The 21,809-nt window shown below is 47.1% G+C and carries 20 protein-coding genes; all 20 read right to left on the minus strand.

The window, feature by feature from the left end; genetic code table 11:
- Positions 1-11 precede the first annotated feature (11 nt).
- Entirely contained in the window at positions 12-1,094 is a 1,083-nt protein-coding gene (gene rfbB / locus ACTO17_RS06315) for a dTDP-glucose 4,6-dehydratase (protein WP_482557306.1), read from the minus strand.
- Between the two features lie 54 nt (positions 1,095-1,148).
- Positions 1,149-2,021, minus strand: coding sequence for a dTDP-4-dehydrorhamnose reductase (gene rfbD / locus ACTO17_RS06320; protein WP_172538107.1), 873 nt, complete (start codon positions 2,019-2,021; stop codon positions 1,149-1,151).
- 13 nt (positions 2,022-2,034) lie between these two features.
- Positions 2,035-2,931 carry a glycosyltransferase family 2 protein gene (locus ACTO17_RS06325; protein ID WP_482557307.1) on the minus strand — a complete coding sequence of 299 codons (897 nt, stop codon included), beginning with the start codon at positions 2,929-2,931 and terminating at the stop codon, positions 2,035-2,037.
- 7 nt (positions 2,932-2,938) lie between these two features.
- Positions 2,939-3,202 (minus strand): HPr family phosphocarrier protein, encoded by a 264-nt coding sequence (locus ACTO17_RS06330; protein ID WP_172538105.1) that lies wholly within the window; start codon positions 3,200-3,202, stop codon positions 2,939-2,941.
- A 140-nt stretch (positions 3,203-3,342) separates the two neighbouring features.
- Positions 3,343-4,692 (minus strand): phosphoglucosamine mutase, encoded by a 1,350-nt coding sequence (gene glmM, locus ACTO17_RS06335; protein ID WP_482557308.1) that lies wholly within the window; start codon positions 4,690-4,692, stop codon positions 3,343-3,345.
- 95 nt (positions 4,693-4,787) lie between these two features.
- Complete coding sequence (locus ACTO17_RS06340; protein WP_482557309.1) at positions 4,788-6,185, minus strand: CdaR family protein; 1,398 nt, start codon at positions 6,183-6,185, stop codon at positions 4,788-4,790.
- Positions 6,151-7,056 carry a diadenylate cyclase CdaA gene (cdaA, locus tag ACTO17_RS06345; RefSeq protein ID WP_172538103.1) on the minus strand — a complete coding sequence of 302 codons (906 nt, stop codon included), beginning with the start codon at positions 7,054-7,056 and terminating at the stop codon, positions 6,151-6,153. The genes ACTO17_RS06340 and cdaA overlap by 35 nt, the downstream gene beginning before the upstream one ends.
- Before the next feature lie 93 nt (positions 7,057-7,149).
- The gene (locus tag ACTO17_RS06350; RefSeq protein ID WP_172538102.1) at positions 7,150-8,142 is read right to left on the minus strand and encodes a hypothetical protein; all 993 of its coding nucleotides are present in this window, start codon (positions 8,140-8,142) and stop codon (positions 7,150-7,152) included.
- A complete protein-coding gene (locus ACTO17_RS06355; protein ID WP_172538101.1) occupies positions 8,139-8,558 on the minus strand; it encodes a hypothetical protein in 420 nt (139 codons plus the stop codon). Before ACTO17_RS06355 ends, ACTO17_RS06350 begins: the two co-directional genes overlap by 4 nt.
- Before the next feature lie 162 nt (positions 8,559-8,720).
- Entirely contained in the window at positions 8,721-9,128 is a 408-nt protein-coding gene (locus ACTO17_RS06360) for a flagellar protein (protein ID WP_172538100.1), read from the minus strand.
- A 12-nt stretch (positions 9,129-9,140) separates the two neighbouring features.
- Positions 9,141-9,869 (minus strand): ComF family protein, encoded by a 729-nt coding sequence (locus ACTO17_RS06365; protein WP_482557310.1) that lies wholly within the window; start codon positions 9,867-9,869, stop codon positions 9,141-9,143.
- Positions 9,870-10,205: 336 nt separating this feature from the next.
- Positions 10,206-11,000, minus strand: a complete 795-nt coding sequence (locus tag ACTO17_RS06370; RefSeq protein WP_172538099.1) for an ABC transporter ATP-binding protein — start codon at positions 10,998-11,000, stop codon at positions 10,206-10,208.
- Positions 10,993-11,895 (minus strand): ABC transporter permease, encoded by a 903-nt coding sequence (locus tag ACTO17_RS06375; RefSeq protein ID WP_172538098.1) that lies wholly within the window; start codon positions 11,893-11,895, stop codon positions 10,993-10,995. The genes ACTO17_RS06370 and ACTO17_RS06375 overlap by 8 nt, the downstream gene beginning before the upstream one ends.
- Position 11,896: 1 nt before the next feature.
- Entirely contained in the window at positions 11,897-12,988 is a 1,092-nt protein-coding gene (locus tag ACTO17_RS06380; protein ID WP_482557311.1) for an ABC transporter substrate-binding protein, read from the minus strand.
- Positions 12,989-13,111: 123 nt separating this feature from the next.
- Positions 13,112-15,385, minus strand: coding sequence for an SF1B family DNA helicase RecD2 (gene recD2 / locus ACTO17_RS06385; protein WP_172538096.1), 2,274 nt, complete (start codon positions 15,383-15,385; stop codon positions 13,112-13,114).
- A 4-nt stretch (positions 15,386-15,389) separates the two neighbouring features.
- Positions 15,390-15,749: a rod-binding protein gene (locus ACTO17_RS06390; RefSeq protein ID WP_172538095.1), complete on the minus strand. Its 360-nt coding sequence runs from the start codon at positions 15,747-15,749 to the stop codon at positions 15,390-15,392.
- Positions 15,750-15,798: 49 nt separating this feature from the next.
- A complete protein-coding gene (locus ACTO17_RS06395; RefSeq protein ID WP_172538094.1) occupies positions 15,799-16,614 on the minus strand; it encodes a flagellar hook-basal body protein in 816 nt (271 codons plus the stop codon).
- An 18-nt stretch (positions 16,615-16,632) separates the two neighbouring features.
- Positions 16,633-17,433, minus strand: a complete 801-nt coding sequence (locus ACTO17_RS06400) for a flagellar hook-basal body protein (RefSeq protein ID WP_482557312.1) — start codon at positions 17,431-17,433, stop codon at positions 16,633-16,635.
- A gap of 95 nt (positions 17,434-17,528) precedes the next feature.
- Complete coding sequence (locus ACTO17_RS06405; protein WP_482557313.1) at positions 17,529-18,521, minus strand: rod shape-determining protein; 993 nt, start codon at positions 18,519-18,521, stop codon at positions 17,529-17,531.
- Positions 18,522-18,903: 382 nt separating this feature from the next.
- A complete protein-coding gene (gene uvrA / locus ACTO17_RS06410) occupies positions 18,904-21,741 on the minus strand; it encodes an excinuclease ABC subunit UvrA (RefSeq protein WP_482557314.1) in 2,838 nt (945 codons plus the stop codon).
- Positions 21,742-21,809 lie beyond the last annotated feature (68 nt).

Genomic DNA, 21,809 nt, shown 5'->3' on the forward strand with positions numbered 1-21,809 from the left:
TGTCTGTTTTCCTATCGGTTCTGATACATTTCTTCGTAATATTTCTGATAATCGCCGCTGGTTACGTTCTTCATCCATTCCTCATGTTCAAAAAACCAGGCAATTGTCTTGCGGATTCCCTCTTTGAACATGGTCTCCGGCTCCCAGCCGATTTCCGCCTTAATCTTATCCGGGGCAATGGCGTATCTTCTGTCATGGCCCTTCCGGTCCTCCACATAGGTAATCAAATCTTTGGTCACCAGTTCTCTTCTGGGGTCGCCTTCCGGCAGCATTTCCTGCAAGGTCTCCAGAATAATATGAATAATCTCTATATTCTGTTTCTCATTATGGCCGCCGATATTGTAAGTTTCTCCCAGTTTTCCCTGCTCCTGCACCATGTCAATTCCCTTGGCATGGTCATCCACATACAGCCAGTCCCGGACATTTTTCCCGTCGCCGTATACCGGCAGCTTCTTTCCCTGCAGCGCATTGTTGATAATCAGCGGAATCAGCTTCTCCGGGAACTGATAGGGGCCGTAATTGTTGGAGCAGTTGGTAATATTGGCCGGAAAATGATAGGTGTCAATATAGGATTTTACCAAAAAGTCTGAACTTGCTTTGCTTGCGGAATACGGGCTGTGGGGATCGTAAGGGGTAGTCTCATAGAAATAACCGCCTTCTTCTTCCAGAGAGCCGTATACTTCATCGGTGGAAACATGGAGGAATTTCTTCCCCTCCAAAAATGTTCCGTCCTCTTTCTCCCAGGCTTCTTTGGCACAGTTCAGCATCACTGCCGTTCCCAGCACATTGGTCTGGATAAAGACCTCCGGATTGCGGATGCTTCGGTCCACATGGCTCTCCGCTGCAAAATGCACCACCCGGTCAATGTCATTTTCCTTAAAAATCTTACGGATTGCCTCTTTGTCGCAGATATCCGCTTTCACAAACGTATAGTTCTCTCTGGATTCCACATCCTTCAGATTCTCCAGGTTGCCGGCATAGGTGAGCTTGTCCACATTGATAATTCTGATTTCATTGTCATATTTGCGGAACATGTACTGAATATAATTTGAGCCGATAAAGCCCGCCCCGCCTGTTACCAGATAAGTTCTCATAATGATTTCTCCTCTTTCATCATATTTACATCACATTTGCTTCTTATAATACTGTTATCTTAAGGAATTCATATAAGTCTTTAACGCATCTTTCCAGTCTGCCACCTGGTAGTCACTGGTTAATTTTATCATATAATTTTCTAAAATAGAATAGGCAGGACGAGGCGCCTGATTGGGATTGCGCCGGCAGTATTCTTCTGTTGTCACCCGCTCCACCTGTGTGGATTTTCCTGCCAGACGGAAGGTTTCCTCCGCCAGATCCGCCCAGCTGCAGCTTCCCTCGCAGGTAGCGTGAAACAGCCCGTAATTTTCCGTAGGCTCCAGGAAATGAATCATTTTGGCCAGTTCCACCGCGCTGGTCGGGCTTCCCACCTGATCCATTACCACACTGACCTGATCGTGAGTTTCCGACAGCCGCAGCATGGTCTTAATAAAATTCTTTCCGTCTCCGTAAAGCCATGCCGTCCGAAGAATGAAATAGTGGTCTGCAAATTCTTTTACAAAGTTCTCGCCTTCCAGCTTGGTTTTCCCATATGCGCTGACAGGCCCCACCGGGTCAAATTCTGTGTAAGGTCTGGTTCCATTTCCGTCAAATACATAGTCGGTAGACACATGAACCAGTTTTGCCTTCACCTCAGAAGCGGCGATGCTTAAGTTTCTCGGGCCGATGGCATTGATCCGATATGCGCTGTCCCACTGCTGTTCACACAAATCCACTGCCGTATGGGCGGCGCAGTTGATAATCACATCCGGCCTGGTTTCCCGGGCCAGCTCCATTACCTGGGAAATATTGGTAATATCCAGGGCTGTGATTCCCTCTCCCGCCTGCACGTCTGTATTGATAAATTCCACATGGTCTGTTTGGTACTCTTTGTTGATTGCTCTTCCAAGCTGTCCGTTACAGCCTGTCACCAGTATTTTCTTCATGGTTTCCTCCATTTTATAACATTCTGTTGATCAGAAATAAGATTCTCATTACGACTTCATCCAGTGCGCTCTGCCGGTACATGCTGCGGTTCCAGAGAATCTGCAGTCTGCCGGGAAATTTCTCCGCCGCCAGAATCTGCTGCACCAACCGGTCTTTTTGGCTGTTTCCCTGATACAGCCTGGCAAACTCGCTGAGCTGTCTCTTTAATTTGCCCCGGCTTTTCTTCAGATAAGCCGCCTTGGACTGCACCTGACCCCAGAATCCGCCTTTGGCGCCCACCACATTGCTCTCATGCTGCCGGTAGAGGATATAGGGATGGGGGTCAAAAATCACCGTCCCGGTATAAGAAGCCGCCAAATACGTCCACCAGTCATGCAGAATGGCATATTCCGGCAGCCTGGCTGTCAGAATATCCGCCAGTTCCCGATTCATCACCGCGGTGCACCCGGTACAGATGCATTCCACCGCTGCATTCCCGAATCCCGGCTTCAGCCTGCGTCTGCTCTGCTTTTTCATAGGAGTAAGGCTTCGGTCCACCAGAATCTTATTGCTGCAGTAAAGGGCAGGGCCCGTTTCTTGTGCAAGTTTACGAACCGCTGCTTCTACTTTATGCTCCAGCCATACGTCATCCTGATCACAAAATGCCACATATTCTGCATCCGATTGCCTTAAAAGTTCAAAAAAACTTTGGGTTACACCTATATTTTCCCCTGGAAAATATTTTATATGTTCATATCTGCCGCTGTAATCTTCCAATATTTTCCTGGTGCCGTCCTGTGATCCGTCGTCGCGGATCAGAATTTCCAGATTCTTCCAGCTCTGCTTTAACAGACTGTCCAGCTGCTCTTCCAAAAACGCTTCTCCCTGGTACGCGGACAGTAAAATCTGTACTTTTTCCTTCCCCGTCATATTCCTGTTATTCTCCCAAACCGCTTTCCACTGCTGTTACAACCGCATGGAGCGCTTCTTCTTCATCTTCGCCTTCACAGACAAACTCAATGGAATCTCCGGATTTGATACATGCGCCAAGTACGCTTAACACGCTTTTGGCATTGGCGGTTCCGCCTTTAAAATTAAACGTAATTAATGATTTGAATTTTACCGCTTCTTTACATAAAATTCCTGCAGGCCGCAGGTGCAGGCCCGTAGGGTTTTTTATTGTTACTTTCTGACTAACCATCCTCGTTCCTCCAATTACATTTCTCCAACACTTTTTAGCTTACTGTATTATGGATGTTCTTCTGACCATCAGGACTCCTCCCAGCTTTTTACCTTGTGGGGATACTCAATGATGAGTACTGGGTCCCTCCTCATGGTAAGCTAAAGCATATTCCTCATAATCAGGTTTGCAAGTTCTTTTGCGTCCTGGTTGATCTCATTCTGGTTCTTTCCTTCAATCATTACGCGGACCAAAGGCTCGGTTCCGGAAGGCCGGATCAGCACTCTGCCTTCTCCTGCAAATTTCTGTTCCAGTTTCTGAACTGCCTGGGCGATTTCCGGATAATCCATAAAGTGTTCTTTCTTGTGGTTGGGCACTTTAGCATTCACCAGTGCCTGGGGCAACACTTCCATAATCTTGGAAAGCTGTGACAGGGGCTCTTTCGTCTCCACCATGACTTCCAGCAAATGCAGTGCGCTGAGCAGACCGTCTCCTGTAGTATTTTCATCCAGGAAAATAATATGGCCTGACTGCTCTCCTCCGATATTATATCCATTTTCTCTCATATTTTCCAATACATAGCGGTCTCCTACCTTGGTCTGTTCAATATGGATGCCCCGCTCTTTTCCCATCAGGGTAAAGCCCAGATTGCTCATTACCGTCCCTACGATGGTGTCCTTTTTCAGTTTGCCGTGATCTTTCATGTAGTTTCCGATTATCGCCATAATCTGATCGCCGTCTACCACATCGCCGTTTTCATCCACAGCAAGCATACGGTCTGCATCTCCGTCAAAGGCAAGGCCCACATTGGCTTTCTCATAAACCACCCTTGCCCGCAGCTCATCCATATGGGTGGAGCCGCAGTTGGCATTGATATTGGTGCCGTCAGGATTGGTATGAATTGCCACCAGATTGGCGCCAAGCCCTTTCAGAGTCTCCACTGCAGTATAATGGGAAGCTCCTTCCGCACAGTCCACTACAACCTTCAGGCCGCTTAAATCCAGAGGCATGGTTTTCTTCATGAAAAATACATATTCTTCCCTGGCGTCAAAGCGGTAACTGATATTTCCAATTCCCGATCCAAGAGGCATAGCCACATCCCGCATACCGTTTTTAATCAGGGCTTCAATTTCGTCTTCCAGTTCATCAGATAATTTATACCCGTCTCCGTTAAAAAACTTGATTCCGTTAAATTCCATCGGGTTATGGGAGGCCGAAATTACAACTCCCGCTTCTACTTTATGCTTTCGTACCAGATATGCAATGGCCGGCGTGGGCATTACTCCCATGTACACTGCATTTGCTCCTACGGAACAGATTCCTGCCATCAGCGCATTTGCCAGCATTCCGCCGGAAATACGCGTATCACATCCTACGATTATCGTAGGCTGATAAGATCTCTCTTTCGTCAGCACATAAGCTCCTGCCTGCCCCAGCTTCATTGCCAGTTCGATGGTAAGCTCTGTGCCTGCCACTCCTCTCACTCCGTCTGTTCCAAACATTCTTGCCATAATTTCCTCCATTCTGCGTCTGCTTCCATTCTTCTGCAGACACACATCCTTTATCACCGTCCCCGGCGCTTTATGCCTGTTTCGGCGCATACTTTCTAATCGCTGTCTCTGACGCTTCTGTCTGCACTGTCTCTATTATTCCCATTTCCGGCATTTCCATTACCATTATCTTCCTCATCTTCAGAATCTCCGGCGCTCTCCTGGGTTTCATCCTGCTCCGGTTCCGGTTCTGCGTTCTTGTCTTCAATGGTAATCTGAACTCTCACCGTCTCCTGGGCTTCAAACTGCTCGCCCGGCAGCGTAATCATCGCCTCTACCGTGTGGCTGCCCGGCTCCAAATCTGTAACATCAATGGAAGCATTGATATTTCCGGCTTCCAGTGTATCCATATGTTCCTTCAATGCCCTGACGGAAACCGGTAAGGAATTGCCGCTGAAGGTCAGTTCATAATCCTGCTTCAGGCCGGTAATCTGAATCCGTTCCACCGGAATATTGAAAACCTTGCTTTCTTTCTGTTCAATCAAAATCCGTACTACAATCTGATTGGCCGTATCGTCCACCAGAGATACGCCTGCCTCTGTCAGATAAGGCATCAGATCAATGGAAACCTCGCTCTCTTCCTTGGCTCCGTCTATATTAATCACATCTCCCGGTATATTGATGGCGGTGATATGGTTCAAAATCTCCGCTTCTCCCTTAATCAGCACGGAGTCCGGCACATACTCCAGTCCACGGTATTCGAAACCTTCTGCCGGCGTTCCGCTGACCTGGCACCGGACAGGCACGCTCTTCGTGCCAAGTATTTTGGCCCGGATTGTCACTGCACTCTGGTTCATCTCCAGAAGGTCTGACGTTATGGGCTGATTGTCTTCATCATACAGCACCGGAATCACATTATCTGATACGTCGTTGGATACACCGTCCACATTAATGGCGGCAGATACCCGGCTGATTCTGGACACAATAGACTCAGGCCCCGAAATATTCAGCAGATTGGGCGTCACCTCCACTTCCCCGATGGCGCAGCCTTCTGCCGGCGTTCCCGATGTCTCCGGAGTAATTACAAACTTCTGCTCTGACAAATCTTCCAGAGTTATCTGCAGATTCACCGTTCTCTGATTGATGGTGATATATCTGTCATATTTCCGTGCGCTGATTTCTATGGGAACCAGTTTGGTATCCCCGTCCTGCCTTAAATCCAGCTGGCTTAAATCTGCAGTTACTATAAAATCATCCCCGCCCATTTTCTCCACATAGCTTCTGGGGCCGGTAATATAAAACACTGCAATGTCTGTCTCTCCCACCACGTCCGGTACCTTTCCCATCTCGGCCACCACGTCTTTGTTGAGAATCTCCACAGATACGGAAAAAGTCTTTGTCATATCCGGATCAGCCAGCTTCACCACAACCATCCACAGAACAACGGACAACAGAATGGACAGAACCTTCAGTCCGGCATTATTCACCAGATGTTTTATCATTTTTCTGAACATTCTTCATCCTCCTTTTCCACAGTTTGAATCTCGCCACATCCATTGCGCCTTTTCGGATGAAATTCAATTTTCCTTTCAGATACTCCGCATCCACATTCCGGTATAATTCTCCGCCGATGGCAATCGAAACATTTCCGGTTTCCTCCGACACTACAATCGTTAAGGCGTCGCAAACTTCACTGATTCCCACCGCCGCCCGGTGCCTGGTTCCCAGTTCCTTGCTCAGCCCCATATTATCAGAAAGGGGCAGATAGCAGGTGGCTGACACAATCCTGTCCCCCCGGACAATAATAGCTCCGTCATGCAGCGGCGTATTGTGTTCAAATATATTAATCAGAAGCTGACTGGAAACAAGGGAATCCAGGGCAATTCCGGTTCTCTCAAATTCCCCCAGAACCACATCCTGCTCCACCACAATCAAAGCTCCTGTCTTTACCTTCGCCATCTCGTAGGTTGCTTTCACAATCTCATTGGTCACACGCTCGCTGAACCGCTCCTGATTCTTCTGGGAATCAAAGGAAAACAACGAGGTAAGAAAATTCTTCTGTCCCAACTGCTCTAAAGCTCTGCGCAGCTCCGGCTGAAACACAATGATAATTGCAATCGCAATAACATTGATTGTTTTTCCTGCAATCCATAAAATATTGTTCATCTGGAAAATTGCGCAGATCAGCACAAAAACCAGGACCACAATAATTCCCTTCAGCAGGTTCCATGCTCTGGTCTGCTTAAACCACACCAAAATACTATAAATCAGGAATGAAATTATGATAATTTCCGCAATATCCGTCTTGGTAATATTATATCTGTCTACCCAAAACAGATATTTTGATGCAAAAGAACTTAACGCTCCCAACAAATCCTGTACCATACTTTCATCCCCTTCCTGCTTTCAAATATTCCGTCATATTATTTTCATCTACTTTTTATTTATTTTCTTCATCTTTCCTGATTTCTCAGGTTCTTAATCCAGTAAATCCTGGTCTATATCCAGTTCCTCCGCCAGTTCCCTGCGTCCTACTGTGGTCCGTTTTCTGGCTGTAATCCTCTTCACCCGCTTTTCCTTCTTGGCCACAAAAACTTTGGGAACCGCTTTCACAAAATAGTAATACTCATCATCCTCAAATTGTACCCGTTCCACTCTGGAATAATCCAGATTATAGAGAAAGAACTCTAAAACCAGGCATACAGCCATGGAAATCAGAATACCCGCAAATACCCACAGAATCCTGTCTGTCAAATCCAACAGGATATAGCCCAGCAAAAAGATAATCAGCTGCAGTACGTTTCCCACAACCATGGCAGCTCTCCAGGCATGGCTGATGGCCTGACGGCGAATCAGATATACCGTCAGAGACGTCACCAGAAACGCGGCCAATACCAGGTACATTTCTTTATTTCCAGTAAATATCTTAAGCGCCGCCGTAAATTTGGCCAGCCCTTCTGTCTCTTCTGTGGAAGTGAAATTCACCAGGTTATCCTGCACCCCCCTGAGATAATAATAGGTAACTGTTCCGCACAATACTGAAAAATATGCAGAAGGCCCCTTCAACATTCCTACTGCTGCCGGCATTACCTGGGGCACCCGGAAAAAACAGAGCACTGTGGTCAAAATTGCGCTGTATCCATTTCTGGGCGCAAACTTTCCATACAGAAACAGCAGCAGTAAAAACAGGCACAGCCCAATGGCGCAGGCCTCCATGGAAACTGCAAACAAATGCAGCAATATCAGGCCGCAGGCCAGTACCACCATAGCATTGATTGGAAAAAATGCGCACAGTAAAGACAGAAGCAATACTGCCGCCGGCTGATTTAACCGCTCCATATAACCAATATTACCATTAATAACGGAAAAAACCACCAATCCCAAAACAAATTTAAGTCCTGCCGTCACATACAGCTCATATTTCCCATAAAAAGTCCGCAGCTTCTCCCTCATTTCCAACAAACCTGTCATTTCCACTCCTCCAAAGGCTGTAATCTCTCTTCTTTCTCCTGAAGCTTCTCTACTTTCTTCAGGGTGGCATAATATCTCCTCATACTGGCAGTGGCTTTTTTATAACGCCTGGTATACACAGCATAGGCGATCACCTGATAGACACAGACAAATACCGCATATTTAATCAGAATGGAAACACCCAGTTCCGGCAGATCCCTGCCTTTTAAAAATTCTGTTATTTCATCCATTTTGTATACAATCCAGCACAAAAACAAAATGCCAAAAGATATTGTGGAAGTAATAAATGTTTTCATCATTTCATAGCTTACATAATCCTTCCGGTAAAACTGCCTGATGGGCATATACTCTTTGCCCTCGCCCGCCTCATAAGAGGCCATCTTTGTCATAAGGCGAATTCTTTCTTCGTTCAACATATGTGCACCGTCCATTTTCCGAAATTAATCAGCCTTATTATAGCACACATTTACCGTCAAGGAAAGTCTTTCCCACCATTAATAACAAGGCAGAATACCTGCCCGGAACAAAGATACTTTTTGATACTTCCTGTCCACAAACAGCATATTCTGCCCACTGTTTTAATTATCCAAAAACCTCATTTTGTCCTTTGTGCTCGTATTTTTCTTGGGAGCCACACTGCCAGTCGGACGCTTAATGGCGCCGGCAAACTCATTCTGAAGGTTTGATCTGCACTTATCACAGAATCTTCCAGTCAGCACCTTTCCCCCACAGGCTTCGCATTCCAGGGTAATCTGAGATTCCTCTGTAAACGTGAGACGTTCCTCCCTCACCCACTGCTTAATCTGCTTGACAGAAACGTCATTCGTCTCAGCAATTACATTCAGCGGCGCCTTGGGATTCTCTCTCAGAAATTCTTTTACCTGCTGAAACTTATCCTCCAGGTCTGTTACGCATCCCGGACACAGCTGCGGTCCCTGCAGATAGTTAAAAAGTCTTCCACAACCTTTGCAATTCTTTACTTCCATATCCTTTTCCTCCTAATATCCTCTGCCGATGCTGATACTCAGGCAGTATATCCTGTCTGCCCCGGCCTGCTTTAATTCCTTTGCCGCCTCGTTCATCGTACTTCCGGTCGTATAAATATCATCTATTAGTAAGATATGGTCTAATTGTACCTTATTTGCTCTGGTTTTAAAAGCCCTTTTCAGATTATTTTTCCGTTCTTCGTCATTTAATTCTTTCTGAGCTCTGGTGTCTCTGATACGAAACAGCAAATGACTGTAAACAGGAATCCCCATTTCTTTTCCTACCTGTTCCGCAATCAGCTCTGCCTGGTTAAATCCCCGCTGTCTCAGCCGTTTTCGGGAAAGGGGAATGGGAACGATTGCCTGAATCCCGCAGCGCCTGATCCAACCGCCATACACACGCGCCAGTTCTCTGCCGTAATACCCGGCATATTCCCGGCGGCCGCAATACTTAAACCGATACAGGGAATTTCTCACTGCGCCCTTATAAACCCAAAGCGCCTTTCCCTGAACATACTCGCAGTCTTTCCGGCTGCAGTCGTAACAGTATTCTTCCCGTTCATCCTCTAAGGGCTTGCCGCACTTCTGGCACACCGGCTCTCTGGCATACTCCTGCCTGCCCAGACACCTGCTGCATACCGGTTCTGCCGGAAGAAATATGGAATAAAACAAGATTCCGTCGCAAAAAGGGCATCTTGGTGGAAATAACAGATGTAGCAAACTTTCTTTTTCTATTTTCAATTTTGTATGCGCGAAAAAATTCTCTCAGCAGGTCTTATACTATCACACTTCCTGACTGGTTTCCATAAATTTTTTCTTAAGAATTCCTAAAATGTATTATTTTTCCGGAAAACGGCGACTGCTTCTGAACTGAGAAAAGAGGTGTTTTGATATCTCTGAAAACGGCAGGCATTGTCCTTTCATGCCGCACCCCCTGCTATAGCAAAGCATTTATCAGCAGATACACAGGAACTGCCGGAACGCTGCCCGGTTTGTATGTCAAAGGGCAACCCGGCAGTTCCATCCGTATCCAAATATTACTCCTGCCGCAAATACGGTGCAGGGAAAACTATAAATTTAAGAAAGCATCATACGGTCATTGGAGAACTCTCCGCCGCTGGCTTCTTCAAACTTCGCCAACAGGTCTGATACCTTAAGGCCTTTCTTTTCCTCCCCTGACACATCATAGATGATCCGGCCCTCATGCATCATAATCAGCCGGTTGCCCAGACGGATGGCGTCTTTCATGTTATGGGTAATCATCAATGTGGTCAGACGATCTTTATTTACAATTTCTTCCGTCAAATCCAGGACTTTTTTCGCTGTTTTCGGGTCCAGGGCCGCTGTATGCTCGTCCAGCAAAAGAAGTTTCGGCTTCTCCAGAGACGCCATCAGCAAGGTTAACGCCTGTCTCTGTCCGCCGGACAAAAGCCCCACCTTGGAGGTCATTCTGGTTTCCAGGCCAAGTTCCAGCGCTTTTAATTTCTCCTGGTAAACTTCTCTTTCTTTTCCGGTAATCCCCCACCCCAGAAAACGTTTCCTGCCCCGGCGGGCTGCAATGGCCAGATTTTCCTCAATATTCATATCGGCCGCTGTGCCTGTCATTGGGTCCTGGAATACCCTGCCCAGATATTTCGCCCGCTTGTGCTCCGGAAGTTTTGTCACGTCAATATCGTCAATGAGAATTTTCCCCTGATCCACCGGATATACGCCGGCAATCATATTCAGAATGGTGGATTTTCCGGCGCCGTTTCCGCCGATGACTGTAACAAAATCTCCTTCATTCAGGATCAGGTCTATACCGTTTAAGGCTCTTTTTTCATTGATGGTTCCCGGATTGAATGTTTTATATACTTTTTCAACTTTAAGCATCTGCCTTTCCTCCCTTTCTGCCTGCCTGAGCAAAATACCTGCTCTTCAAATGAGGAATTGCAAGGAACAGCGCCACAATCAAAGCGGAAAACAGTTTCAGGTCATTGGTGGAAAGGCCAAGCTGCAGCACAATAGCAATCACAATGTAATAAGCGATTGCGCCTAAAACTGCCGCAAGCATCCTCAGGGCAAAATTATGGAAAATTTTACCGAATACCACTTCACCGATGATCACCGCCGCCAGGCCGATTACAATGGCTCCGCGGCCCATATTTACGTCTGCGCTTCCCTGATACTGGGCATACAGCGCGCCGGAAATGCCCGCCAGGCCGTTGGAAATTACCAGTCCCAGCACTTTCTGGGTACTGGTATTGATGCCCTGGGCCCTTGCCATATTCTGATTGCAGCCCGTGGCCCGGACTGCCGCGCCAAGCTCTGTTCCGAAAAACCAGTACAGAATCAATGTCAATACCAGACAGCAGATTCCTGCGGTAATGCATGCTTCCTGAATATAACGGAGGCTTACCAAAAGTTCAAACTGATCCACACTGACCGCCTGGTTGGATTTTCCAAGAATCCGCATGTTAATCGAATACAGCCCTAACTGTGTCAGAATACCGGACAGAATGGGAGGAATACCGAATACCGTATGGAACAGGCCGGTGGCAAGACCCGCAAGCATTCCGGCGCCGAAGGCCATTACCATTGCCAGATAAGGATTCATACCTCCCACAATACACATAACCGCCACCGCCCCGCCGGTGGCAAGGCTGCCGTCCACCGTCAGGTCAGCATAATCCAATACTTTATAGGTGATATATACGCCAATTGCCAGTATTCCCCATATCAATCCCTGAGCTACAGAGCCGGGGAGTGCATTTAACAGTGCTTCCATTTTATTCCTCTCCGATTACTTTCATGTCGGACGGCATTTCCATCTTAAGGGCTTCTGCCACTTCCGCATTGTATTTTTCCACCACTTCATCTGCATACTGAATGGGCATTTCTGCAGGTTTCTTACCCTCTGTGAGAATTTCATATGCCATGATTCCTGCATTGTAGCCAATGTTGTAGTAAGAGATGCTCAAAGTTGCCAGTCCGCCTCCCGCGCACATATTTTCTTCCCCGCAGATAACAGGAATGCCTGCGGGAAGGGCAACGTTTTTCACGCCTTCAATATTATTTGCAATGGTATTGTCTGTCGGAATATAAATTACATCGCATTCTCCCACGGCTTTGGTAATGACCTGCTGAATATCATTGGAATCAGCCACCGTATATCTGTCATGGGAAATTCCTTTGGTGTCCAAAGCCTCTTCTGCTTTCTCTGCCTGGAATACAGAATTAGCTTCTGCAGAACAATACATAATTCCAACTTTATCTGCCTCCGGAACAAGCTTTGTCAGAAGTTCAATCTGCTGATCGATGGGAGCTAAATCAGATGTTCCCGTTACATTTCTTCCCGGAGCTTCATTGCTGTCCACCACGCCTGCTTCCACAAAATCTGTCACGGATGTTCCAACTACGGGAATGTCGGCAGTAGCCGCCGCGCATGCCTGAAGGGCTGTGGTAGCGTTTGCCATAATCAAATCCACATTGTCATTGACGAATTTTGTTGCAATGGTTGCACAGTTGGGCTGTTCTCCCTGGGCGTTCTGGTAATCAAATTCCACATTTCCTTCCCCCAGTTTTTCTGTCAATGCTGCCTGAAATCCTTCTGTTGCAGCGTCTAATGCCTGATGCTCCAACTGCTGGCAGATACCGATTTTGTAGACTTTGCCGTCTGTGTTTTCAGCTTCCTGGGCATTCTCTTCTTTGTCAGCTGAATCAGTCTCTTCCTTGTCCTCTGAATTAGTCTCTTCCTTGCTTTCGCCGGCCTCCTGGCTTTCCGACTTTTTAGAGGCATCGCCTCCTACGGTACCGCAGCCTGCCAGAACGGAAGCTGCCATTGCCATGGATAATACAAGCGCCATTATTTTTCTTTTCATGAATCTTTCCTCCCTGTACTTTAGTGCATAAACGCGTTGATACCCTACAGTATAGCATTGAATATCAAAAAAGGCAAGAGCTGATTTTTACTCCTGCCTGTTTCATCTGAATCAATCTGTTTTTCACTCCAGTCTGGCTTTCAAACCGGTATACCGTTTCTGTTCACTGACATTTGCAATCATTTCCTGAAAGGTCAAATCATTTCCCACGATTGTAACGCATTTCTTTGCCCTGGTCACTGCCGTGTACAAAAGATTGCGGTTCATCAGCATTCTGGGGCCTGTCAGCAGCGGAATCACCACAGCCGGATATTCACTTCCCTGGGATTTATGTATGGTAATGGCATAGGCAAGCTCCAGTTCATCCAGCTGTTTAAAGGAATATTCCACCATTCTCCCTTCATCAAATTCCACGGTAACCGTTTCCTGATAAAGGCTGATGCTTCGAATGATGCCTGTATCGCCATTAAAAATGCCTGTCCCCTTGTCAATGGCCAATCCGTACTTGCTGCGTATCTCCCATTCTAGCTGGTAATTATTCTTAATCTGCATTACTTTATCGCCTTCACGAAAGGTAATGCCTCCGTGTTCCCTCTCTGCTTTGCCGTGTTCCGGCGGGTTCAGATATTGCTGCAGAATTCCGTTCAGCCGTTCCACTCCCAGAAGCCCCTTGCGCATAGGCGTCAGCACCTGAATGTCAAACGGCTCCGCATCTACAAATTTAGGCAGCTTCTGCTGAATCAGCTGAATCACAACGCTGATAATCACATTGGCGTCAAACCGTTTCAGAAAAAAGAAATCCATGCTCTTATTGTCCAGGAGCACCTCTTCCCCACGGTTAATTTTATGGGCATTTACAATAATATCGCTCTGGGCAGCCTGACGGAAAATCTTATTCAGCCGCACCACATGAAACTGGCCGGATTCAATCATATCCTTCAGAACGCTTCCGGGCCCCACGCTTGGAAGCTGGTTCACGTCTCCCACCAGAATCAGCCTTGTGCCTGCCGCCACTGCCTTCAGCAGCGCATACATTAAAGAAATGTCCACCATGGACATCTCATCAATAATAATCACATCTGTCTCTAAGGGATTCTGTTCATTCCGCTCAAATCCTGCATTTCCTTCCATTCCGCCGTTTAGCTCCAGCATCCGGTGAATGGTGCGGGCTTCAAATCCGGTGGTTTCACTCATCCGCTTGGCCGCCCGTCCTGTGGGAGCCGCCAGAAAAATATCCATGCCTTCCAGTTCAAAATACCGGATAATGGTATTGATGGTGGTGGTTTTTCCGGTTCCCGGGCCTCCGGTAATCACCATAAGCCCGTTGGTTACCGCTTCCTTCACCGCCTCCGCCTGAAGCTCATCCAGTTCCATGCCGGTATCCTGCTCAATTCTCCGGATACGCTCCCGTATTTCCAGTTCCGGCACATCATAGGACAAATCAAGCTGTTTCAGCATGGCCGCCGTATTTGCCTCCATATAATAGTAAGAAGATGCATAGATATACTGACCTTCCTCTGTGGTTTCATCCTCCGGATTACACGGATGCTCCGTTTCTCCTGAAAAAGCGGCCGTCTGCCTGCAGGCCATCTGGCTTGCAGACTTAATCACCAGTTTTTTATCAATAGCCAGGTTCATATAATGCTTTTCAATATGTTCTGCATCCACCCCCAGCAATTCGCCGGCTCTCTGCGTCAGCAGTTCTGCCGGCAGGCAGGTATGCCCTTCCTGGGCAGACTGCATTAAGGTATACAAAATTCCGCTTCGAATGCGGAAATCAGAATCGGTGTGGATTCCAATTCTGGATGCAATCTCATCCGCAATCCGAAAACCCACACCTCGAATATCATCTGCCAGCCGGTAGGGATTTTCCCTTAAAATCCCGTACAGCTCCTGGCCGTATGTTTTATGAATTTTAGCTGCAAGTGTCTGTGAAATGCCGTACTGCTGCAAAAAAATCATTGCCTGGCGCAGTTCCCGCTTTCCTTCCACCTGCTCTGCAATCTCCATTGCTTTCCGTTGACTGATTCCCTTCACCTCTGCCAGACGCTCCGGTTCCTCCTCAATAATCCGAAAGGTATCTTCTTTAAATTTCCTGACAATCCGGGCCGCTAACGCGGCGCCGATTCCCTTCACAGCCCCGGAGCCTAAATACCGTTCCATAGCGTCCACATCTTCCGGCGGCTTGATCTGGAAAGAACTCATCTTAAGCTGCTGTCCGTAAGAAGGATGTGTGGTGTATTCTCCGGTCACCTCCAGAAATTCTCCTTCGCTGACTCCATGAAACATTCCCACACAGGTAATCTCTTCTCCTTCACAGGACAAATTCAGCACAGTATATCCATTCTCTGTATTCTGAAAAACGATATGTTCCACATATCCTGTCAATGTTTCCACTGCATTACTCCATACCGTAATTGCGTTTCATCTGCTCATAGAGAACCTGGGCTATCCCAAGTCCGCCATTCTCTGAAGCCTGCTCCGCAAAGGACTGGTTCATCTGTTCTTTGTAGTAATCCCTGAGCTGTTTCGTAGAAGCGGAAGTATTATCCTCTGATTCCGGAACCATTCTCTGCATTGCCTTAAACATCTGTTCAATAAAGTATGCTTCAAAATCCTTACAGACTCCCATCAGTTCCTCTTCTGTAGCCTCAGATAAATCAGATTTCAATGTTTCTTCCAATTTACCGGTAGAAGTGGAGGCAGTATCCGTATTATAATTACTGTAATTCGAATTAATTGCATTTAAATCAAGGCTCATATTCATCCCTCTTTCCCATTGCTTCCGCTGATTTACTGTGTTATGTCAACTACCGTTTCAATTGGTTTGCCTGACCCAGCATATCGTCGGCCGCCTGAATTGCCTTGGAGTTCATCTCATAAGCCCGCTGTGCCACAATCAGGTTTACCATTTCGTCTGCAACCTGCACATTGGAGCCTTCCACATATTTCTGACGCACTTCGCTTCGAATCAGATTAGCAGTGTTGGCTTCATTCAACGCCGCTCCGGAAGCGTCTGTCACCGCCAGAAGGCTGTTTGACAGTTTCTCAAGCCCCGCCGGGTTGCTGAACTGATACAGTCCGATATTGGCCACATTTACAAAATTCCCGTTGCCGTCCAGATATCCGAATGCGCCTTCGGTAGACACCTGTATCTTGCTGCTGCTTACATCTCCCGGCATGGTAATGGGATTCCCCTCTGCATCCAGCACCGGATAACCGTCCGCTGTCACCAGAGTCAAATCGCCGTTGTCTCCTACGCTCAGTTTAAAATCACCGTTTCTGGTATAGTATGTATTTCCGTCGGCTCCTCTTACGGAAAAGAATCCGTCTCCCGCAATTGCCATGGAGGTAAAGCTTTCACTGGAAAGCATAGAACCCTGGGTAAAGTTAGAGGTAATGGACGCTACCCGGGTACCCAGTCCCACCTGCGCCGAAATCGGCTTGTTCTCTCCGTTTGCGGTGGTGGTTCTGGTCTGTAATGTTTGATATAACAGAGATTTGAACTCTGTTTTTTCTGTTTTATATCCCGTTGTATTTACATTGGACAGGTTATGGGCAATGGTGTCCACGGCTGTCTGTTGGGAAATCATGCCGGACGCTGCCGACCACAATGATCGCATCATAACTTATTCCGCTCCTTCCTATGCTTTGCCGATGTTATTCACGGCCTTTTCAAGTGTTTCATCTATAGACTGAATGATCTTCTGATTTGTCTCATACGCTCTGGAAATTGTGATCATTTCCACCATTTCCGAAACCACATTTACATTGGACATTTCAAGCGTTCCCTGGATCACCTGTGCGTCAGAGGCCTGTACCTGGCCGCCTTCCACCAAATCATACATATTCTCGCCGTATTTTGCCAGATAATTGTAATCTGCAAAATCCACAACTCCAACCTGGCCTACCAGCGCATTATTCTGATAGAGGTTTCCGTTTTCATCTACCTTCAGCTCCACATTGGGATCAATCCGTATGTATCCGGCCTGCCCCGGATTGCCCGCCTGGGCCGCCGCCTGATTCAGTACAAAATCTCCGTCCTTGGTCATCAGGTATCCTTCTCTGTTAACCGTAAACGCGCCGTCCCTGGTATATTTCACGGAAGTTTCCCCCGCCTTGTTTGTAAAAGAAATTGCGAAAAATCCATCTCCATCCAGCGCAAAATCATAGGTATTATCTGTTACGCGGAAAGAACCCTGGCCGTAATCCGTATAACATTCCCCAATCTTAACTCCCAGGCTTACATCTCCCAATCCTTTGGGGAGACTCATCGCTGAGGTATCCTTAATCTTAATTGCCAAAGTCTCGTCGAAGGACTGCGAAGTTGACCCTTCTTTTTTGAATCCGTTCGTTGCAGAGTTCGCCAGATTGTTTGTCAGCACATCCAATCTGTTCTGCTGGTTCAACATCCCTGTATACGCAGTATATAATCCCTTTACCATAAATCCTGCTCCTTTACTGCTGCATCCTCTTATGCTTCCCCTGTTATTATATTCTCCCGTCTGAAACGCTGTTCCGAAATATCTCTGAATAAAACTTAATCTTCCATCGGTTTACCGGATAAAAATTCCACATATTTGCCTGTGCCTATGGCAACACAGGTCATCGGCTCCTCGGCTGTCATGGTATTGATTCCAGTCCTGTCCTCAATCAGCTCCTCCAGTCCCCGAAGCAGCGCCCCGCCTCCGGTGAGGATAATTCCCCGGTCCGCCACGTCTGCCGCTAGCTCCGGCGGAGTCTTCTCCAGTACGCTGTGCACAGCCTCTACAATCTGAAGGGTTGCTTCTCTCAGCGCTTCTTCTGTTTCCTCTGAAGAAACGGAAACTGTCTTGGGAAGTCCTGTGACAAGATTACGCCCCCGCACGTCCATGGTATCATTCTGGGCCAGGGGGAAACAGGTTCCTATCTTAATCTTAATATCTTCAGCCGTTCTCTCACCAATCAGAAGATTATGCTTCTTTCTCATATATCGGACAATTGCCTCGTCAAAATCATCCCCGGCAATCTTAATGGAAGTACTTACCACAGTTCCGCCCAGAGAAATCACTGCAATATCAGCAGTTCCGCCTCCGATATCCACGATCATGTTGCCGCATGGCTTGGAAATATCCACGCCGGCGCCGATGGCCGCTGCAATGGGTTCTTCAATAATGGAAACCTCCCTTGCGCCCGCCTGATAGGTAGCGTCCTCCACTGCCTTCTTCTCAACCTCTGTTACGCCGCTGGGCACACATACGCTGATTCTGGGTTTGCGGAAGCTTTTCTTTCCAAGGGCTTTCTGAATAAAGTACTTTAACATTTTTTCGGTCACTGTGTAGTCAGAAATAACCCCTTGACGCAAAGGTCTTACTGCAACTATGTTTCCAGGTGTCCTGCCAAGCATCAAACGGGCCTCTTCGCCAATTGCTTTTATTTTGTTGGTATCCCGGTCAAATGCTACCACAGAGGGCTCTTTCAGCACTACGCCCTTTCCTTTTATATATACAAGGATACTTGCGGTTCCAAGATCAATTCCAATATCTGTCGCCATCGTTTGGTTCCCCTTTCATTTCTCTATCTGAATATTATAAAACATAATAACTCTATTTTTCCATATACATTTACATTATATACAATCGCGGGGAATTTTCAAAGCATTTTTTTGTAAAAACTAAAAAAACGTCTATTATTAACCTTTTCCATGTTTTTTCTTATCAAAGTTTATGAAATTTTTATAATTTTTTTAAAGTTTTCCCGGTTTTTTCACATATCCGTCACATTCTGCGGATATACTAATACCTGTACTAGCTAATAAGCTAATATAATTTTTCATAACTCATGCTTCCTGAATTCTTAGAATTCAGGAAGTACTCCCCGAAATTTAAGGCTGTCCAACGGACAGCCTCTTTTTTATTCTTTACTGCATGTCAGGTTTATTTCTCCAAATACTTCTTAATATACTGTCCGGTATAGGAGGCTTCCACCAGAGCCACTTCCTCCGGCGTTCCCTGGGCAACTACCATTCCGCCTCCGTCACCGCCTTCCGGCCCCATATCAATAATATAATCGGCGGTCTTAATCACATCCAGATTATGTTCAATGACCACAACTGTGTTGCCGCCTTCTGCCAGACGCTGCAGAATCTCCGTCAGTTTATGCACATCGGCAAAATGCAGGCCGGTGGTGGGCTCGTCCAGAATGTAAATGGTTTTCCCGGTGCTGCGTTTGCTCAGCTCCGTGGCCAGTTTAATTCTCTGGGCCTCTCCGCCGGATAAAGTGGTAGACGGCTGCCCCAGTTTAATATAGGAAAGTCCCACATCGTATAGTGTTTCAATTTTGCGGCGGATGGTAGGAACATTTTCAAAAAATGTCAGCGCTTCTTCCACTGTCATATCAAGCACATCATAGATGTTTTTTCCTTTGTATTTCACCTCCAGAGTTTCCCGGTTGTACCGTTTGCCTCCGCAGACTTCGCAGGGCACATACACATCCGGCAGAAAATGCATCTCAATTTTCAGGATACCGTCGCCAGAGCATGCCTCACAGCGGCCTCCCTTTACATTGAAGCTGAACCTTCCCTTGGCATAGCCCTTTGCCTTAGCGTCCGGCGTCGCCGCAAATAAATCACGAATCTGGTCAAATACTCCTGTATAAGTGGCCGGATTGGATCTGGGCGTCCGCCCAATGGGCGACTGATCAATATCAATCACTTTATCCAGCTGTTCAAGGCCCTGGATGGATTTGTGCTTTCCCGGAATGGTTCTGGCCCGGTTCAAATCTCTGGCCAGACGCTTATATAAAATCTCATTGGTCAGGGAAGACTTGCCGGAGCCTGAAACGCCGGTGACACAGGTCATAACTCCCAGAGGAATCTCCACATTGATATTCTGCAGATTATTCTCCCGGGCTCCCTTGATTTTCAGAAAACCTGTGGGTTTCCTTCTGGTTTCCGGAACCGGAATCTTAATCCTGCCGCTTAAATACGCTCCGGTAATGGACTTCTTATTTTTCATAATCTCTTTGGCTGTTCCCTGAGCCACCAGGCAGCCTCCGTGCTCCCCGGCCCCCGGCCCGATATCCACAATGTGATCTGCCGCAATCATGGTATCCTCGTCATGCTCCACCACAATCAGCGTGTTGCCCAGATTCTTCAGATTCCTCAATGTGTTCAGAAGCTTGTCATTGTCCCTTTGGTGCAGGCCGATGCTTGGCTCATCCAGAATGTAGGCCACACCCACCAGTCCGGAACCAATCTGGGTGGCCAGCCGGATTCTCTGGGCCTCTCCGCCGGAAAGCGTTCCGGTGGCCCGGGACAGGGTCAGATATTCCAGTCCCACATCCACCAGAAATCCCACCCTTGCGCGGATTTCCTTCAATATCTGAGCGCCGATCATCTCCTGCTGACTGGTCAGCTTCAGTTCTGAAAGAAACTGCTGCAGATTCCGAATGGACATGGAGGTAACTTCAAAAATATTTTTTCCGGAAACGGTAACTGCCAGTGCTTCTTTTTTCAAACGCTGACCGCCGCAGGTCTTGCAGGGCGTCACCCGCATAAAGGATTCATATTCCTGTTTCATGGTATCTGATCCGGTTTCCCGGTAGCGGCGTTCCACATTCCGTACCAGGCCCTCAAAGGCCACATCATACGTTCCCTCTCCCCGCTGTCCCTTATAATGTACCTTTACCTCTTTTCCCCCGGTGCCGTTAATCAGAATATTCTGCACTTTTTTCGGCAATTCCTCATAGGGCGTATCCAAATCAAACTGATACTCCTTTGCCAGAGCATTTAAAATGGCATTGGTAAAACTGCCCTTATCGGTACTGGACTGCCATCCCGTGACCTGTATAGCGCCTTTGGCAATACTCAAAGATTTGTCCGGTATCATCAAATCCACATCAAATTCCATCTTATAACCCAGTCCGAAACAATCGGGACAGGCGCCGAAAGGATTATTAAAGGAAAAACTTCTGGGTTCAATCTCATCAATGCTGACGCCGCAGTCGGGACAGGAAAAGCTCTGGGAAAAATTCACCGGTTCTTTGCCGATCACATCCACCGTCATCAGCCCCTCCGCCAGTTCCAGTACATTTTCTACTGAATCTGTCAGACGCTTCTCAATTCCCGGCTTCACCACCAGACGGTCTACTACAATTTCTATATTGTGCTTGATATTTTTATCCATGGGAATCTCTTCTGTGAGATCATAAATATTTCCGTCCACCTGCACCCTGACATAACCGCTGCGCTTGGCCTGCTCAAATAATTTCTGATGGGTTCCCTTCCGTCCCCGGACTACCGGCGCCAACAGCTGGATCTTCGTCCCCTCTTCCATGGACAAAATCTGATCCACCATCTGATCTACTGACTGCTTTTTGATCTCTTTTCCGCAGACAGGACAGTGGGGAATTCCAATTCTGGCATACAGCAGACGGAAGTAATCATATATTTCCGTTACAGTCCCCACGGTAGACCTTGGATTGCGGTTGGTAGATTTCTGATCAATGGATATGGCGGGAGACAGTCCTTCAATCTTCTCCACATCCGGTTTTTCCATCTGTCCCAAAAACTGTCTCGCATAAGAGGACAAAGACTCCATATACCTGCGCTGCCCCTCTGCATAAATGGTGTCAAAGGCCAGGGAAGATTTCCCGGAACCGCTTAATCCGGTCAAAACAACAAATTCATTTCTGGGAATGTCCACATCCAGATTCTTCAGATTATGTTCATTGGCCCCTCTGATTTTAATATATTGCTTTTCTGCTTTTGCCATTTTGCGTAAACTCCTTTATCTTCTTAATCAATTCTTCTGTGCAGGCTGCGGGGCTGATTTTCATCACG

This window comes from Petralouisia sp. (assembly GCF_056822245.1).

Excerpts from the sequence above, each read along its gene's own strand:
- rfbB (WP_482557306.1), bottom strand. The coding sequence starts at position 1,094 with ATGAGAACTTATCTGGTAACAGGCGGGGCGGGCTTTATCGGCTCAAAT.
- rfbD (WP_172538107.1), bottom strand. The coding sequence starts at position 2,021 with ATGAAGAAAATACTGGTGACAGGCTGTAACGGACAGCTTGGAAGAGCA.
- ACTO17_RS06325 (WP_482557307.1), bottom strand. The coding sequence starts at position 2,931 with ATGACGGGGAAGGAAAAAGTACAGATTTTACTGTCCGCGTACCAGGGA.
- ACTO17_RS06330 (WP_172538105.1), bottom strand. The coding sequence starts at position 3,202 with ATGGTTAGTCAGAAAGTAACAATAAAAAACCCTACGGGCCTGCACCTG.
- glmM (WP_482557308.1), bottom strand. The coding sequence starts at position 4,692 with ATGGCAAGAATGTTTGGAACAGACGGAGTGAGAGGAGTGGCAGGCACA.
- ACTO17_RS06340 (WP_482557309.1), bottom strand. The coding sequence starts at position 6,185 with ATGTTCAGAAAAATGATAAAACATCTGGTGAATAATGCCGGACTGAAG.
- cdaA (WP_172538103.1), bottom strand. The coding sequence starts at position 7,056 with ATGGTACAGGATTTGTTGGGAGCGTTAAGTTCTTTTGCATCAAAATAT.
- ACTO17_RS06350 (WP_172538102.1), bottom strand. The coding sequence starts at position 8,142 with ATGACAGGTTTGTTGGAAATGAGGGAGAAGCTGCGGACTTTTTATGGG.
- ACTO17_RS06355 (WP_172538101.1), bottom strand. The coding sequence starts at position 8,558 with ATGTTGAACGAAGAAAGAATTCGCCTTATGACAAAGATGGCCTCTTAT.
- ACTO17_RS06360 (WP_172538100.1), bottom strand. The coding sequence starts at position 9,128 with ATGGAAGTAAAGAATTGCAAAGGTTGTGGAAGACTTTTTAACTATCTG.
- ACTO17_RS06370 (WP_172538099.1), bottom strand. The coding sequence starts at position 11,000 with ATGCTTAAAGTTGAAAAAGTATATAAAACATTCAATCCGGGAACCATC.
- ACTO17_RS06375 (WP_172538098.1), bottom strand. The coding sequence starts at position 11,895 with ATGGAAGCACTGTTAAATGCACTCCCCGGCTCTGTAGCTCAGGGATTG.
- ACTO17_RS06380 (WP_482557311.1), bottom strand. The coding sequence starts at position 12,988 with ATGAAAAGAAAAATAATGGCGCTTGTATTATCCATGGCAATGGCAGCT.
- ACTO17_RS06390 (WP_172538095.1), bottom strand. The coding sequence starts at position 15,749 with ATGAGCCTTGATTTAAATGCAATTAATTCGAATTACAGTAATTATAAT.
- ACTO17_RS06395 (WP_172538094.1), bottom strand. The coding sequence starts at position 16,614 with ATGATGCGATCATTGTGGTCGGCAGCGTCCGGCATGATTTCCCAACAG.
- ACTO17_RS06400 (WP_482557312.1), bottom strand. The coding sequence starts at position 17,433 with ATGGTAAAGGGATTATATACTGCGTATACAGGGATGTTGAACCAGCAG.
- ACTO17_RS06405 (WP_482557313.1), bottom strand. The coding sequence starts at position 18,521 with ATGGCGACAGATATTGGAATTGATCTTGGAACCGCAAGTATCCTTGTA.
- uvrA (WP_482557314.1), bottom strand. The coding sequence starts at position 21,741 with ATGGCAAAAGCAGAAAAGCAATATATTAAAATCAGAGGGGCCAATGAA.